The organism is Collimonas sp. (assembly GCF_039923675.1).
Taxonomy (GTDB): domain Bacteria; phylum Pseudomonadota; class Gammaproteobacteria; order Burkholderiales; family Burkholderiaceae_D; genus Collimonas.
Genome location: NZ_JBDTCG010000004.1, coordinates 39333 through 52646, shown reverse-complemented (window position 1 = coordinate 52646; position 13314 = coordinate 39333). Strand labels below are relative to the sequence as shown.

13 protein-coding genes are annotated in these 13314 nt (G+C 60.0%); 6 read left to right on the top strand and 7 right to left on the bottom strand.

Features of this window, described 5'->3' with window-relative positions:
• Window positions 1-23: 23 nt before the first annotated feature.
• Together ABI171_RS00600 and ABI171_RS00595 are read right to left on the bottom strand one after the other, a co-directional pair.
• Complete coding sequence (locus ABI171_RS00600) at window positions 24-1412, bottom strand: ATP-binding protein (RefSeq protein ID WP_348090685.1); 1389 nt, start codon at window positions 1410-1412, stop codon at window positions 24-26.
• On the bottom strand, window positions 1409-2092 hold the full coding sequence (locus ABI171_RS00595) for a response regulator (RefSeq protein ID WP_348090684.1): 684 nt from the start codon (window positions 2090-2092) through the stop codon (window positions 1409-1411). Before ABI171_RS00595 ends, ABI171_RS00600 begins: the two co-directional genes overlap by 4 nt.
• Window positions 2093-2271: 179 nt before the next feature.
• Here ABI171_RS00595 and ABI171_RS00590 point away from each other — a divergent pair, with 179 nt between their 5' ends.
• Together ABI171_RS00590 and ABI171_RS00585 are read left to right on the top strand one after the other, a co-directional pair.
• Window positions 2272-3135: a MipA/OmpV family protein gene (locus ABI171_RS00590; RefSeq protein WP_348090683.1), complete on the top strand. Its 864-nt coding sequence runs from the start codon at window positions 2272-2274 to the stop codon at window positions 3133-3135.
• 40 nt (window positions 3136-3175) lie between these two features.
• Complete coding sequence (locus tag ABI171_RS00585) at window positions 3176-4303, top strand: SDR family oxidoreductase (protein ID WP_348090682.1); 1128 nt, start codon at window positions 3176-3178, stop codon at window positions 4301-4303.
• A 6-nt stretch (window positions 4304-4309) separates the two neighbouring features.
• On the opposite strand, the gene ABI171_RS00580 is transcribed toward ABI171_RS00585, so the two are convergent.
• From ABI171_RS00580 to ABI171_RS00570, 3 genes are read right to left on the bottom strand one after another with little or no spacing between them, the layout of a single operon-like run.
• Complete coding sequence (locus ABI171_RS00580; RefSeq protein WP_348090681.1) at window positions 4310-5080, bottom strand: molybdopterin-dependent oxidoreductase; 771 nt, start codon at window positions 5078-5080, stop codon at window positions 4310-4312.
• Window positions 5077-5748: a cytochrome b/b6 domain-containing protein gene (locus tag ABI171_RS00575; protein WP_348090680.1), complete on the bottom strand. Its 672-nt coding sequence runs from the start codon at window positions 5746-5748 to the stop codon at window positions 5077-5079. The genes ABI171_RS00580 and ABI171_RS00575 overlap by 4 nt, the downstream gene beginning before the upstream one ends.
• A gap of 53 nt (window positions 5749-5801) precedes the next feature.
• On the bottom strand, window positions 5802-6428 hold the full coding sequence (locus ABI171_RS00570; protein ID WP_348090679.1) for a hypothetical protein: 627 nt from the start codon (window positions 6426-6428) through the stop codon (window positions 5802-5804).
• A gap of 139 nt (window positions 6429-6567) precedes the next feature.
• Here ABI171_RS00570 and ABI171_RS00565 point away from each other — a divergent pair, with 139 nt between their 5' ends.
• Both ABI171_RS00565 and ABI171_RS00560 read left to right on the top strand, forming a co-directional pair.
• On the top strand, window positions 6568-7260 hold the full coding sequence (locus ABI171_RS00565; protein ID WP_348090678.1) for a heavy metal response regulator transcription factor: 693 nt from the start codon (window positions 6568-6570) through the stop codon (window positions 7258-7260).
• Window positions 7257-8669: a heavy metal sensor histidine kinase gene (locus ABI171_RS00560; protein WP_348090677.1), complete on the top strand. Its 1413-nt coding sequence runs from the start codon at window positions 7257-7259 to the stop codon at window positions 8667-8669. The genes ABI171_RS00565 and ABI171_RS00560 overlap by 4 nt, the downstream gene beginning before the upstream one ends.
• A 34-nt stretch (window positions 8670-8703) precedes the next feature.
• On the opposite strand, the gene phnD is transcribed toward ABI171_RS00560, so the two are convergent.
• Together phnD and ABI171_RS00550 are read right to left on the bottom strand one after the other, a co-directional pair.
• Entirely contained in the window at window positions 8704-9714 is a 1011-nt protein-coding gene (gene phnD, locus ABI171_RS00555) for a phosphate/phosphite/phosphonate ABC transporter substrate-binding protein (protein WP_348090676.1), read from the bottom strand.
• Between the two features lie 143 nt (window positions 9715-9857).
• The gene (locus tag ABI171_RS00550; RefSeq protein WP_348090675.1) at window positions 9858-11174 is read right to left on the bottom strand and encodes an HAD family hydrolase; all 1317 of its coding nucleotides are present in this window, start codon (window positions 11172-11174) and stop codon (window positions 9858-9860) included.
• Between the two features lie 316 nt (window positions 11175-11490).
• Here ABI171_RS00550 and ABI171_RS00545 point away from each other — a divergent pair, with 316 nt between their 5' ends.
• Both ABI171_RS00545 and ABI171_RS00540 read left to right on the top strand, forming a co-directional pair.
• Complete coding sequence (locus ABI171_RS00545) at window positions 11491-12660, top strand: geranylgeranyl reductase family protein (protein ID WP_348090674.1); 1170 nt, start codon at window positions 11491-11493, stop codon at window positions 12658-12660.
• Window positions 12661-12723: 63 nt separating this feature from the next.
• On the top strand, window positions 12724-13314 hold the full coding sequence (locus tag ABI171_RS00540; RefSeq protein WP_348090673.1) for a DUF4399 domain-containing protein: 591 nt from the start codon (window positions 12724-12726) through the stop codon (window positions 13312-13314).

The following is a 13314-nucleotide window of genomic DNA, read 5'->3' as shown; positions in this document are numbered from 1 at the left end:
CGCTGCCGAACCCGAATCCCTGCTCATGCCAGGGGAAACTTCGCCACCACCAGCAAGCCTTGCTCGCCTTCGGCCGCATGCAGCTGTATTTGTCCGCCATGCTGGAGCACCACAGACCGTGCAATTGCCAGTCCCAGTCCGCTGCCGCTCTGGGTCTGGTCGGGATTGCGGAAAAACCGGTCGAATACACGCTCACGCAAGGCCGGGGAGATACCCGGTCCCTGATCCGCCACATGCAATGCGACTTGGTTGTGGTCGTGGTGCAGGCCGACCACAACCACCCCGCCCGCCGGACTGTACTTGATGGCGTTGTCGACCAGGTTGTCGATCAGAGACACCAGGCTTTCCCTGTGACCCAGAATGAAGAACTCGCCTTCGGAAGCCAGTTCCAGCTCGATATGTTGTGCCTGGGCCAGTGCCGACAGTATCGCCAGGCGGTCCTGTACCAGCGTACCCAGCGCCAGGCGGTCGAGTGCGACGTTGGCGATGGCGTCGCTGCGCACCAGCAGCAGCAATTGGCTGACCAGGCGGGTGGCGCGATTGCTGCTGCTCAATATGCCTGTCAGCAGTTGTTGTTGCTGGCTGTCGCCGGCCTGGTTTTGCAGGGCTTCCGCATTGACCCGCATGGCGGCCAGCGGGGTGCGCAATTCATGGGCGGCGTCGGCGATGAAGTTGCGTTCGCGCGCCACGCTGTCGCTGATGCGCAGCAGCAGGCTATTGATACGGTCGACCATCGAACTGAGCTCCAGATGCTTGGGCTTGAAGCCCAGCGGCGCCAGGTTGTGCGGACCACGGGCAGCCACCTCGCGCGCGATGCGGCTCCAAGGACGCAAAGCCACGCGTATCGACAGCCACGCCGGCAGCAACAGGAAAGGCAGGCTGATCAGCAAGGGCAGGGAATAATAGCCGCGTGAATTCATGTCGATCAGCATGTCAATCGCATCCGCCGGCACGATGATGGTGACACGCGTGTCCGAGTGCCGCGATTGCAAGGTGCGAGCGCGCCAGCGCACGCCGTTGACGTAGATGGTTTCCGCATCGTCAAGGCGGCTGTTATGAATACCGCGCGGAATGTCTTCCGATTGGTAAAGCAATTTTTCTCCCTGCCGTACCCGGATGCTGGGCGACAGCTTCGGCGTATCGCCGCCGATGCCATAACCTTCGCGCACCGCCAGGTCGATCATGTGCAGTACTTTGAGTTGACGCTCCGGATTGTCGGCCAGGTTTTCGGCGACGCCGAAGATGGCCTCGTAGGTGCGGTCCAGGTTGATCGGGCCGGGCGCCCGGCTGGTTTCGAACATGGCGTAACCGATGAACAGGCTCCATAGCACCGTCAGTAGCAGCATCTGAGCCAGCAGCAGGCGTCGCACCAGGGTCGGCCGCAGCAGCCAGCTCCACCAGTGCAGCATCATTTGCGAATGCCGCGGGCCGGCGCCTGCAGGTCTATCACGAAACCGACGCCACGCACGGTGCGGATATAGCCGTCGCCTATCTTGCGACGCAAATTGGCCATGTGCACGTCCAGGGTATTGCTGGAGTTGCCCTGGCCGCCGGGCAGCGCCAGTTCTTCCAGGATGCGGCGCGTCACCACGCGGTCGGCGCGGATCAGCAAGGTGCTGAGCAAGGTGTATTCGCTGGCAGTCAGTTCCACCGCCTGCTCCTGCACGGTAACGCGGCGGGTCGGCGCATGCAGCGAGAGACCGCGCAAATCCAGGGTTTCGCCGTCGAAACCGTAGCTGCGCCGGGCCAGCGCCCGCACCCGCGATATCAGCTCGACCAGCACAAATGGCTTGACCAGATAATCGTCGGCACCGGTGTCGAGACCGAGCAGGCGATCGGCGATGGCGTCGCGGGCGCTGAGAATGATGACCGGCAAGCCGTTTTTCTCGCGCCGCAAGCGCGTCAGCAGGCTCAGGCCGTCGCCGTCCGGCAGGCCGAGATCAAGCAGGATCAGGTCGCAGGTATCGGATTCGAGGGCGCGCAGCGCATCTGCCAGCTGGCGTACCCAGACCACGTCCATCCCTTGGTCGGACAGGGCGATGCGGACGCCGTTGCCGAGGTCGAGGTCATCTTCAATCAACAGTATTTTCATATCTTGGTATTTAAGCACCCTCACGTGAAGAAAAGCTGAAGATTTTCGCTTGCCCCGCGTCTTCAGGAAACGTTCATGAATGGCTCATGTTTTCTTCATTTCATCTATGGATACTGCTTGTCTGACGATTCTCGTATGGCAGCGGAGCAAGCCATATCAATTTGACTAGAAAGCTGAGCATGAAAAAACGTTATATCAGACCGGCCCGTTCCCGCAATGCGTACATCATTACCAATACCCTCTTGTCCATCGGCGTGCTGCTGGCGCTGCTCGTCATCGGCCTGCTGGCAGCGAAAAACGCCCAAGCGGACGAAGCCAAGCCAGTCTCTTCAGAAAACACATTCATCATGGGCGCCGGCGCGGGTTTCGGCCCCCGCTATTCCGGTTCCGACCAGAACATGACGGGGCCGCTCCTGCTGTTCGACTACTCGACGCCCGGCGGCTTCTTTGCCAGCACCATGCGCGGACTCGGCTATGGCAGCACGATCGGCCGCTTCAACTATAGCGCAGCGCTGGGCTACCGTGGCGGACGCGAAGAGAAGAATGAGAGCGACTTCGGCTTCAGCAGCGGCAGCACGCGCCTGCGCGGCATGGGCGACATCAAGGGATCGGCCAGCGCCATCCTGAGCCTGGGCTACACGCCGCTGGAGTGGCTCAACCTGAGCGTTACCGCCGACCTTGCGCTTTCACAGAGAAACAATGGCAATGCCTTCCATTTCGGCGTTTCCAGCCCGTTCTACTCCGGCGCCAGCGACAAGCTGACGTTGGCGGCGACGGTCAGCGTCGGCGACAGCAAGTACATGCAGACCTATTACGGCGTCACCGGTCTGCAGCACCGCAATTCCGGCTACCGGGCTTTCAAGCCGAAGAGCGGCTTGTACGAAGTGAATGCCAGCCTGAGCTGGGAGCACCGTTTCGATACGCATTGGGCGCTGCAGACCATGGTGGGAGCGACCCGCTTGCAGGGCGATGCCGCCAAGAGCCCGCTGACCAGCCGCAGATTATCGCCAAATGGCGCCATGTACGTGACCTATACCTACTAAGGCCGTGACTGCATTGCACTTGGGCAAAGGCTGGAGACATATGGATAGCGAAGAGTTGATCCTGATCACCGGCGCCACCGGATTCCTGGGCGGCGCTACCGTGGTGGAAGCTATCAAGGCCGGGCTGGCGTCGCGCTTGCTGCTGCTGGTGCGCGCACAGGATGCGGCGCAGGGCCTGGATCGGCTCCGGAGCCAGCTGGCGCGGCTCGGCGCCGACGAGCACGAGCTGGCGCAACTGGGTTTGCCGCAAGTACTGTGCGGCGATTTATCGGAACTTGACAAGGTCGCCGCCGACCGGCGTCTGGCGTGTGTGTCGACCGTGATCCATTGCGCCGCCTTGGCGACCTTCGCTAGCCATCCGTCGCTGGAAAAAACCAATGTCGACGGCACTCTGGCGCTGGCGGCATTGATGCAGGGCCGCGCCAGACTGCGGCGCTTCCTCTATATCGGCACCGCCATGGCTTGCGGCGTACATGCAGCGAACGGCAACAGCATTCCGGAAAGCGCCATCCTGAATCTGGCGCAGGACGATCATCTGGTGCCGTATACACGTTCCAAGGCAAACGGCGAGAACCTGCTGCGGCAGCGCTTTCCGCTGTTGCCGCTGGTAGTGCTGCGGCCTTCGATCGTGATTGGCCATACGCGGCTTGGCTGCACACCCTCGCAAAGCATCTTCTGGGTGTTCTTGGCGTGGCAGAAACTGGGCGCATTGACCGCGGCGATGGACGACAAGATCGACGTGGTGCCGGTTGACTGGTGCGCCGGCGCGATATTACAGCTGGCGCTCAAGGACACGCTGGCGCAGCAGGTATTCCATCTGTCGGCCGGAACCCGCTCCAGCCGCTCGTTCCGGCAGATCGACACGGCGCTGGCGGCCGCCGGCTGCGGCAACATCTGTGGCCGCGATTATGAACGGATCGAGGCCGGCCAGATCGACCGGTTGCTGCTGCGCATCAAGATCCGCATTCCAGACTGCAGTCCGCGGCTGTTATCAAGGGCATTGAAGCTGTACGGCGAATTCGCCGGGCTTAACTACACTTTCTGCAACGACAATCTGCTGGCGGAAGGCGTGCCCGGCGCGCCGCCGTTCACCGACTATATCGGCCTGTGCGTGGCCACGACCAGATACATCCCTATCTCTGAGCAAATGAAATGGGATTTCAAGTAGCAGCCGCTAAGAACCGCTGAACCAGTTATATCCCTGGTCTTCCCAGTAACCACCTGGATTCTCGTTGGTGACGAAGATCGCCGCGATGTGTTTGGGATTCTTGAAGCCGAGCTTGGTCGGCACCCGCAGTTTCAGCGGATAGCCGTATTCGGTGGGTAATGGCGACGTACCGAAATCCAGCGCCAGCAGGGTTTGCGGATGCAGCGCCGTCGCCATGTCGATGCTGGAATAATAGCGGTCGGCGCATTTGAAGCCGACATAGCGTGCGGTGGTGTCGGCGCCGATATGCGCCAGGAAAGTGCGGAACGGCACACCGCCCCACTGGCCGATAGCGCTCCAGCCTTCGATGCAGATATGCCGCGTGATCTGCGAAGTTTGCGGCAATGCCCTCAGCTGCGCCAGGTTCCAGCTGCGCTTGTTGCGCACCAGTCCCGAGACCTCCAGCGAGTAAGTGTCGCCATCGATTTCCGGCGCCGAATCGGCGTCATAGAACGCATTGAACGGAAACGGCTTGGTAATCATGCTGGCCGGGTAGGTCGGTGCCAGGTGGTTGGGACGAAACAGCATGGCTTGCACGCGGTCGTTCCAGCGCGACATCGCCCACAACACCTTGTCAACCTGGTCGCCATCTTGCAGGTTGCAGCCGGACAGCAGCGACAGCGCGCCCAGCGACAGGCCGGAACGCAGGAACAGGCGGCGCTGCAGCTGCACCAGCTCAGGCTGCAGTTCGCTGTTTAGCTTGCTATTTTTAGGTACGTTTTTTTTCTTGTCGTTCATGCTTGCTGCTCCTGTTCCGCCGCGTTCTTGTGGGTGTGGCGCGGCGCGCGTCCGGTCAGCATCGGCAACAGCGTGCTCGGCACGATCAACACCAGCGCCAGATGCACCACCACAAACGCCACGATGCCGGCCATCGCAACGAAGTGCACGCGGCGCGCAATATCGTAGCCGCCGAACAGATCGACCAGGCCATCCAGTTGCACCGGCTTCCAGATCGACAGGCCGGAAGCCACCACCAGCACGCCAAGCAGCAGCACGCCGATATACATCAGGCGCTGGACGGCGTTGTAGATGCCGGCCTGGTGCGCCAGTTTGAAAGTCAGCGCATGCTTGATGTCGCGCAACAGGTCGCGCGGATGCAATGGCAGGAAATGGCGGCGGAAATGGCCGCCCAACACGCCGTAGCAAAGATAGATCAACCCATTCACCACCAGCAGCCACATCGCCGCCAGATGCCAGGCAATTGCACCGCCCAGCCAGCCACCCAGGGTGGCCCAGCGCGGAAAATCGAAACCGAACAGCGGCGAGGCGTTGTAGATTGCCCAGCCGCTCATCACCATGCAGACAATCGCAAAGGCGTTGATCCAGTGCGTGGCGCGCACCAGCAGCGGATGGATGATGCGCCGCCGGGTTTGTGGTGACGGCAAGGGATGGTCAGGAGGTGTCATGGATGGGCCTTGAAAGAATCAGCACGAGCGGCCAGGCCGCTCGCTTTACAGCATTACATCGGCGGTACTACGCCATTCTTGCCGATCGTGGCGCGGCCCACGACATCGCTGCCATCTGCTGCTTTAGTGACGAAGAACACGCCATGCGCGCCCGGCACCAGCAAGCTGCGGTCGCCTTTATCGAGGGCGACGATCGGGACGTCGGCCGGCACCACGATTTTCTTTTCGCCATCAGGATATTTCACGGTGATGGTGCGGCCGCTGGTCACCACCACATCGCCCACGGTGCCGTTGGTCATGCTGCTTTTCTTGCCCAGGTCCCAGGCGTAGTGGCCTTCGCCGACCTTCATGCCGGCCGGGAATACGTGCACTTCCAGCGCCTTCAGGCTGCCGTCAGGCAGCGGCACGGCGGCGCTGCCGATGAAGCTGTCGGATTTGATATCGGTGATGGCGGCATGGGTGACCGAGAACAGCATCAGATCGGGCGCCAGTTTCAAGGTCAGTTTCTTGCCGGCCTTGGTGCTGACTTCGAGATTGTCGGTATTGACTTTTTCAATCGTGGCGCGGACTCGCGTCGGCGCTGCTACGGCTGTCTGGGCCAGGGCGGCGCTGCCGTAGGCGAGGAAAGTCGATGCGACCAGGACGGGTACCAGGCGGCGCAATAGTTGTGTGGTTTTCATGAAAATAGTCTCGGTGGTTGCTGGGAATACCAGTCTAGGCGCGCCGGCGTGTCTTATCGGTGACATATGCATGACAATATTGTCATTCTTCCCGGTAATCGAATTGATAGAATGGATCCATCTACATTAAGGAATCAGTATGGCTATCCTCGTCGTTGAAGACGACCCGAAGACCGGCGCCTATCTCAAGAAAGGCCTGCGCGAATCCGGCTATGCGGTCGATCTGGCGCGCAACGGCAGCGACGGTTTGCACATGGCGCTGGAGAATTCCTACGACCTGGTGGTGCTGGATGTGATGTTGCCCGGCACCGACGGCTGGAAAATCATGGGCGCCATACGCAGCAGCCGCGGCGCGCACCGCGATCTGCCGGTCATTTTCCTGACCGCGCGCGACCATGTGAATGACCGCATCCGCGGGTTGGAACTGGGCGCCGACGATTACCTGGTCAAGCCGTTTTCGTTTACCGAACTGCTGCTGCGGATACGCACCTTGCTGCGACGCGGCGTGGTGCGTGAAGCGCATGAACTGGATTTTTTCCAGGTAGCCGATTTGCAGCTCGATCTGCTGCGCCGCAAGGTCACGCGCCAGGGCATCGATATCGTCCTCACCAACAAGGAATTCTTGCTGCTGCACCTGCTGGTCAAGCGCCAGGACGAAGCCTTGTCGCGCACCGTGATCGCCTCCGAAGTGTGGGACATGAATTTCGACAGCGACACCAATGTGGTCGATGTCGCCATCAAACGCTTACGCGCCAAGATCGATAATCCCTTCGAGCGCAAGCTGATCCATACGGTCCGCAGCATCGGCTACATGTTTTCTGAAAACCCATGAATCTCTGGCGCACCCGCTCGCTGACTGCGCGCGTAACCATCCTGTTTGCGCTGATTGCCTGCGCCATCGTCACCAGCCTCGGCATGTACCTGTATTCGTCGACCCGGCAGGCGCTGGAAACCCGCGCCGACTATTCGCTGGTCGGCCGGGTCGAGCATTTCCGCACGCTGTTGCACGATCTCTACAACGTCAAGCAGATAGAAGACCGGCCGGGGCTGTTTGAAACCATGCTGGGCAGCGAGCAGGATGTGCTGATGTTCAGCTATCCGGGAAAGGTGCCGTTCGTGCGCGTCAATCCCGACAATATGACGCCGCCTTCGATGAAGCCGGTCGGCCTGAACCAGCCGTTGACCTTGGCGGCGCTGCATCCCGGCGAGCGCGCCGACGGCGTGCGCGTACGCTGGGTTTCCACCGAAGCGGAAGTGGGCAGCGACGGCACCAAGGTAATCATCATCGGCGCTCACGTGATGACGCAGGAATCGCACATTTTGTCGGCCTATTATTGGCAAGTGATTGGCGCCGCTGCGATCGCGGTGCTGCTGGCCGCGCTGCTCGGCTTCCTGGTGCTGCAGCGCGGCTTCCTGCCGCTGACGGCGATGGCCGGCCGCGCCGCCGAAGTCAGCCCGACCAATATTGCAATACGTTTGCGCGAGGAAGATGCGCCGCATGAGCTGCGGCGGCTGGCGGCTTCCTTCAACGCCATGCTGGACCGGCTCTCTGACGGCTATGAACATCTGTCGCAATTTTCAGCCGACCTGGCGCACGAGATACGGACCCCGATCGGCGCCATGATGGGGCAGACCCAGGTCACCTTGAACAAGGTGCGCAACGCCGCTGAATACCAGCAGGTGCTGGAATCCAACCTGGAAGAACTGCAGCGCCTGAGCCGGATCGTGGAAAACATCCTGTTCCTGGCGCATGCCGATCATGCCGGCCTGGCCGTGGAAAAAACGCCGCTGGTGCTGGCCGATGAGTTGCACAAGATCGCCGAATATTTTGAAGGCGTAGCGGAAGAGCGCGACATCAAGCTGGTGGTGGACGCCAGCGGCGTGCTGCAAGCCAGCCCGGTGATGTGGCGGCGCGCGGTCAGCAATCTGGTGGTGAATGCGGTGCGTTATGCGGTGCCGGGAAGCACGGTGCGGCTATGCGGCATACCGAGCGAAGAAGGGATCAGCGTCGAGGTGGAGAACCAGAGCGATCCGATCTCGCAAGAACAGCTGGATCGCCTGTTCGACCGTTTCTATCGCGGCGACAAGTCGCGCAGCGAATTTACCGAATCGAATGGGCTGGGCCTGGCCATCGTGCGCGCCATCATGACGGTGCACGGCGGTCAGGCGCTGGTTGCCTGTTCCGGCGAAGGACTGATTCGTTTCAGCCTGGTTTTTCCGCAAGGCGCTGCACGCGCCTGATTGTCAGGCTCGCGCAGCTGCTTGCCGATGAAAATCAACGCAGACGCGCCATTTCCAGCGACATGCTCAGCTTGCCGAAACGGGCAGTGATATCTTCAAACGCCTTTTGTTTTTGCGCCGTGCTCAGCTTGGTATCGTACATGTTGCTGCGTAACAGGCCGAACATGGTGAGATCGGCGATCGGCTTCAGCTGCGCATCGGTCGAGTGCTGAAAGCCAGACAGGTCGAGGATGTTTTGCAGCACGTCAGGCTGGCTGGCCGGGTTCTTTGGTTTGCCATAAGTGACAAAAAACTCTTCGATGCGGGCCTTGCTGGCTGCCGGCAGGTCCTTGCGGTACAACAGCGGATCGTTAGGAATCAGCGGCGAGGACCAGATCACGCGCACTTTGCCGAACTGTTCCGGCGATTCTTTTTTCAAGCGGTCCAGTTCTTCGGTATTGTTGGTGGCAACATCGACCTGGCCATTGATCACGGCTAGCAAGTTCTTCTTGTGATTGCCCACCACGATGGTCTTGAACAAGCGGTCCGGTTCGACCTTGTTCTTGGCGAACGCATAATAGGCCGGCACCAGGTAGCCCGAAGTCGAACTCTTGTCGCCATCGTAGAAACTGTAGACGCCCTTGTTGCTCAAGATGTCTTCAAAGGTTTTGATCGGGCTCTTGGCCGGCGTGATCAGCACCGAGTTGTAGCCGTGCGAACCGTCTTTCTTGACCATTTGGGCGAACACCGTCGACTGGTTGTCTTCCACCGCTTCCAGCGCGATCTTGCTGCTCAGCCAGGCTACCTGGATCGTGTTGGATTTCAAACCGGCCAGGATCTCGTTGTAATTGGTGGAAACCACCGTGCGTACTTCCATCTTGGTGTATTTCGCGAAATCGTCGATCACCGGCTGCCAGCGTTTCTGCGTATCTTCGGCAGTGGTGGTGGCGATCAGGCCGATGGTGATCTTGCGTGGATTGTCGTCATCCTTGGCCATCGCGCGCGGCGCGATGCTGTACATGACGAGAGAGCTCAACAGGAGAGCGGTTTTCAGGAGTTTCTTCATTGTTGCCTATCTGACTATTACGGAGGTGATGGAAAACGTACGGCATCGGCCGCAATGACATTGAGGCGGCCGGGTAAATTCGATGTGAGGAAGCAAAAAGAGAAATGCCCGCTTGCCGAGGCAAGCGGCAGCGGGCGCCAGCGTTAGCCGAGCAGCGTTTCGCCAGTCTTGCCGTACTTGATGCTGGCTTCGGCCGGCATCCAGTTGCCGGTCAGCTCGTTGCGGCCTTGCATCAGGAAACGTGGCGACTGGGCAGGGATCTGCTCCGCGGCCAGTTTGGAAAGGTCGCCGATCTTGCCCTTCTTCATGCGGTTGACGATCATGCCCAGCTGCGTATCGCTAAAGTCGCGCAGCATGTCGTAATCGCCGTCGCTGTCGCCGGCCACGAAGATCGGCCCGTAACCCTTGCTGGCGACCAGTTCCTTCTTGATCACCTCGGACTTGCCCGGACCCCAGTTGAGGGGCCAGCCAGTCTTGTACTGGTTGACGAAGACGCCGTTGGCGCTTTCCAGGCGCAGGCCGAGCACGTGTTCGCGCTTGACGTTGTAGCCGTATTTCGGCGTGGCCGCAAACACCGCCACCACATCTTCCAGCGAAGCCGAGCTGACATAAACGTCGATGCCGCTTTGCTGGAGGGCGTCCATCAAGGTGGCGATTTCCGTGCACAGGCGAATGCCGTGGAAATGCGTGACGCTGACGATGCCGGCTTTGCCTGGCTGCGCCGCGGGGCTGGTGTACTTGGTCTTGACCAGGCCCAGGCCGAGATTGTGGTCGTTGGAGGCTTCCGCCAGCGTTTGTACTTCAGCCACCGACATATTGGTGAAGAAATAAATCACCCATGGATAGCCGACATTGACGCCGTAGGTTTCGTTGACGGCTTCGTACAGGTAGTACAGCTTGGCGCGGAAATCCTGGAACTGCACTGTGTCGCGGATCTCGTCCAGCGTCTTGTCGCCCTTGAGTTTCTCGCAGTTGTCGTACAGATATTGATAGTCGCCGTCGATATCGCTGCAGATGGCTTCCAGTTCGACGCTCTGGCCGGCGGCGTTCTTGTAGTCGGCGGCAAACGGGCCGGCCGGGACATTTTGGCGAATGATCGCGCCCAATTCCTTGGGCGTCAGCTTGAACGACAGGGTGTTGATCTGGTACATCAGCAACGCCTCTTCCGTGTCGTTCATGATGCTGGTGTTATCCCAGTCAAACACTGCGTAAGGACGGCGCTTCGGGTTGTAGCCTGCGCTGCTGCTGCCATTGCGCGCCAGCAGGGCTTGCAATTGTTCGCGGTTGCGCGGGCTCCATTTGGCGCGGTCCAGCGTCAGGCCGGCGGCTTTGGCTGGTTTCGCCAGCAGCTCGCCTGGCGCCAGCGCCGTCGCGGCAAGTCCCGCTACCAGGCCGCCGGTGAGCAATGTGCGGCGTTTTTGCAAAGTGACTTTGTCTTCCGGTTTTTTTATGCTTTTCATGAATGCGGCCTCCCTGTGCCAGTCGAAATGTAGATTCAAATTTCTTGCCCCAGGCATTTTTGGCGTGCCTGTTGGACAGCCGGTCACACTAGCATATTTCCATTTGGAAACGTAGCTTAAAAGCAAAAGAAATCCACTAATCCCTGTGGACAAGAGATGTGCCGGTTACCACGCGATTTACAGTTTTCAGCTATGCTCACAGTTCCGTCTGGCAATGCAAAATATGCGCGGCCAGACCTTTGCGAGGTGCTGCTGATGAAGTCGTGGAGAAATCCGGAGCCAAGCTGTTGTCCGCCATTCCCGGAGTATCGTCGGCATGCCAACTGACGACAGCGATGTCCTGATCGTCGGCGCCGGCCCGGCCGGCGCGCACCTGGCTTACCTGCTGGCGCAACAGGGTTTGCAGGTAACCATCATCGACAAGCAGGCTTTTCCGCGCGCCAAGGTATGCGGCGGCGGTCTGTCGCGCAAAGCCATGGACTTGCTCGGCTTCGAGCTCGGCGCCACCATGCACCAGCCAATCAGCGGCGCGATTCTTACTTATGGCAACCGCGACGCCGTCCTCAAGGAAATGCAGCCGATGGCGGCTTGCACCGTGGTGCGCAGCGAATTCGACCAGATGCTGCTGGAGCGTGCCTGCGCCGAAGGAGCGAGCTTTTGCGCCGAAACAGCATTTATCGATGCGACGGAATCTGCTGATGCGGTCAGCGTCGCCACCAGCCGCGGCACGTTCCGCTGCCGCTTGCTACTGGCTGCCGACGGCGCCGCCAGCGCCGTGCGCAACCGCCTGTTCGGCAAGGATCTGGTGACTTACGTGCCGGCCCTGGAAGCCATGGTGTGGCCAGCCGAAGGTGCGCTGGAGCGCTTCGGCCGGCGCGCCTTGTTCGACTTCGACGGCATGCCGCACGGCTACGGCTGGATTTTTCCGAAGCGCGATCATTTCAATGTCGGTGTGTACTCACCTTTCGGCGGTACCGCATTACGTCAGCATCTGGATCGCTTTACTGCGGCCTACGCCAGCCTGCGGAGGCCGCAGAAAGTCGAATATCAAGGTTACATCATCCCGTTAAGCAACCGGCGCCGGCAATTCCAGCGCGGCCGTGTCTGGTTGCTGGGAGATGCCGCCGGTCTGGCGGAGGCGTTGTTCGGCGAAGGGATTTATTTTGCGCTGAAGACTGCCACTCTTGCCGCTCGGGCAATTGCCGAGGATGGTCTGCGCGCCGATAGTTCACAGTACAGTTGGCTGTTGCGCCGTGAAGTGCTGCCCGAACTGCGCGCGGCCGCCTGGATGGCGCGTCTGGTGTACCGGTTTCCGAAGCTGACTTTTTCTCACCTGGTGCTGAACCAGCGCATCAACCAGGATTTTGCGGGCTTGATCAGCGGCGAGACGGGTTATCGCCATTGCCTGTACAAGACGGCGCTCGGATTTCCGCGCTGGCTGATGGCGAGCAAGGCGCCGGATGCGGCAGGCATTGATTCTTGCTAGCCGTTAGTTTTTCAACCCGCTATCCGACCAATCGTTTCTCACCTCAGTTTTATGGATAATTCAATGACCGCGCAACACTATGTCTCACAAAAATTCCTGGCAAAAAAAGCCGCAACCTATAAATATACTGCCTTGCCGGCGCTGCTGATCGGTGCGGCGCTTGCCTGTGGCCATGTTTCTGCTGCAACGACGGCGAAAGCAAAGGACACCGATACCCACGTCGATACCGACTCCATCATCAGCACCATTAACGCTTCGGAGCGGACGCGGCCGTTTCCGATAGGCGAAAAACTGGCGTACTTCGTCAATATCAAGGATGGTGACCAGGTCCGTTCGCCGTTCCGGGTGGCGTTCGCGGTCACCGGCATGGGTGTGTCGCCGGTGGCGGCAGGCGATATCCACGGCACCGGTCACCATCACATCCTGATCGACATGCCGATGCCGGTCGACATCAAGGCGCCAATCCCGTTCGACAAGCCGGATGAATACCAGCACCAGCACTACAAGCATTTCGGCAATGGCGAAACCGAGACTTTGCTGGATCTGCCGGCTGGCAAACATACGCTGCGCCTGTTATTCGCCGATCATAATCATGTGCCTTACTATATCTCCAGCAAGGAGATTACGATCGTGGTGCTGGATAAGTCGCACTAG

What these genes read in the sequence shown, in the direction of transcription:
- ABI171_RS00570 (WP_348090679.1), bottom strand. Translation starts at nt 6,428, where the DNA reads ATGAAAACCACACAACTATTGCGCCGCCTGGTACCCGTCCTGGTCGCA.
- ABI171_RS00575 (WP_348090680.1), bottom strand. Translation starts at nt 5,748, where the DNA reads ATGACACCTCCTGACCATCCCTTGCCGTCACCACAAACCCGGCGGCGC.
- ABI171_RS00590 (WP_348090683.1), top strand. Translation starts at nt 2,272, where the DNA reads ATGAAAAAACGTTATATCAGACCGGCCCGTTCCCGCAATGCGTACATC.
- phnD (WP_348090676.1), bottom strand. Translation starts at nt 9,714, where the DNA reads ATGAAGAAACTCCTGAAAACCGCTCTCCTGTTGAGCTCTCTCGTCATG.
- ABI171_RS00595 (WP_348090684.1), bottom strand. Translation starts at nt 2,092, where the DNA reads ATGAAAATACTGTTGATTGAAGATGACCTCGACCTCGGCAACGGCGTC.
- ABI171_RS00550 (WP_348090675.1), bottom strand. Translation starts at nt 11,174, where the DNA reads ATGAAAAGCATAAAAAAACCGGAAGACAAAGTCACTTTGCAAAAACGC.
- ABI171_RS00600 (WP_348090685.1), bottom strand. Translation starts at nt 1,412, where the DNA reads ATGATGCTGCACTGGTGGAGCTGGCTGCTGCGGCCGACCCTGGTGCGA.
- ABI171_RS00585 (WP_348090682.1), top strand. Translation starts at nt 3,176, where the DNA reads ATGGATAGCGAAGAGTTGATCCTGATCACCGGCGCCACCGGATTCCTG.
- ABI171_RS00580 (WP_348090681.1), bottom strand. Translation starts at nt 5,080, where the DNA reads ATGAACGACAAGAAAAAAAACGTACCTAAAAATAGCAAGCTAAACAGC.
- ABI171_RS00540 (WP_348090673.1), top strand. Translation starts at nt 12,724, where the DNA reads ATGACCGCGCAACACTATGTCTCACAAAAATTCCTGGCAAAAAAAGCC.
- ABI171_RS00565 (WP_348090678.1), top strand. Translation starts at nt 6,568, where the DNA reads ATGGCTATCCTCGTCGTTGAAGACGACCCGAAGACCGGCGCCTATCTC.
- ABI171_RS00560 (WP_348090677.1), top strand. Translation starts at nt 7,257, where the DNA reads ATGAATCTCTGGCGCACCCGCTCGCTGACTGCGCGCGTAACCATCCTG.
- ABI171_RS00545 (WP_348090674.1), top strand. Translation starts at nt 11,491, where the DNA reads ATGCCAACTGACGACAGCGATGTCCTGATCGTCGGCGCCGGCCCGGCC.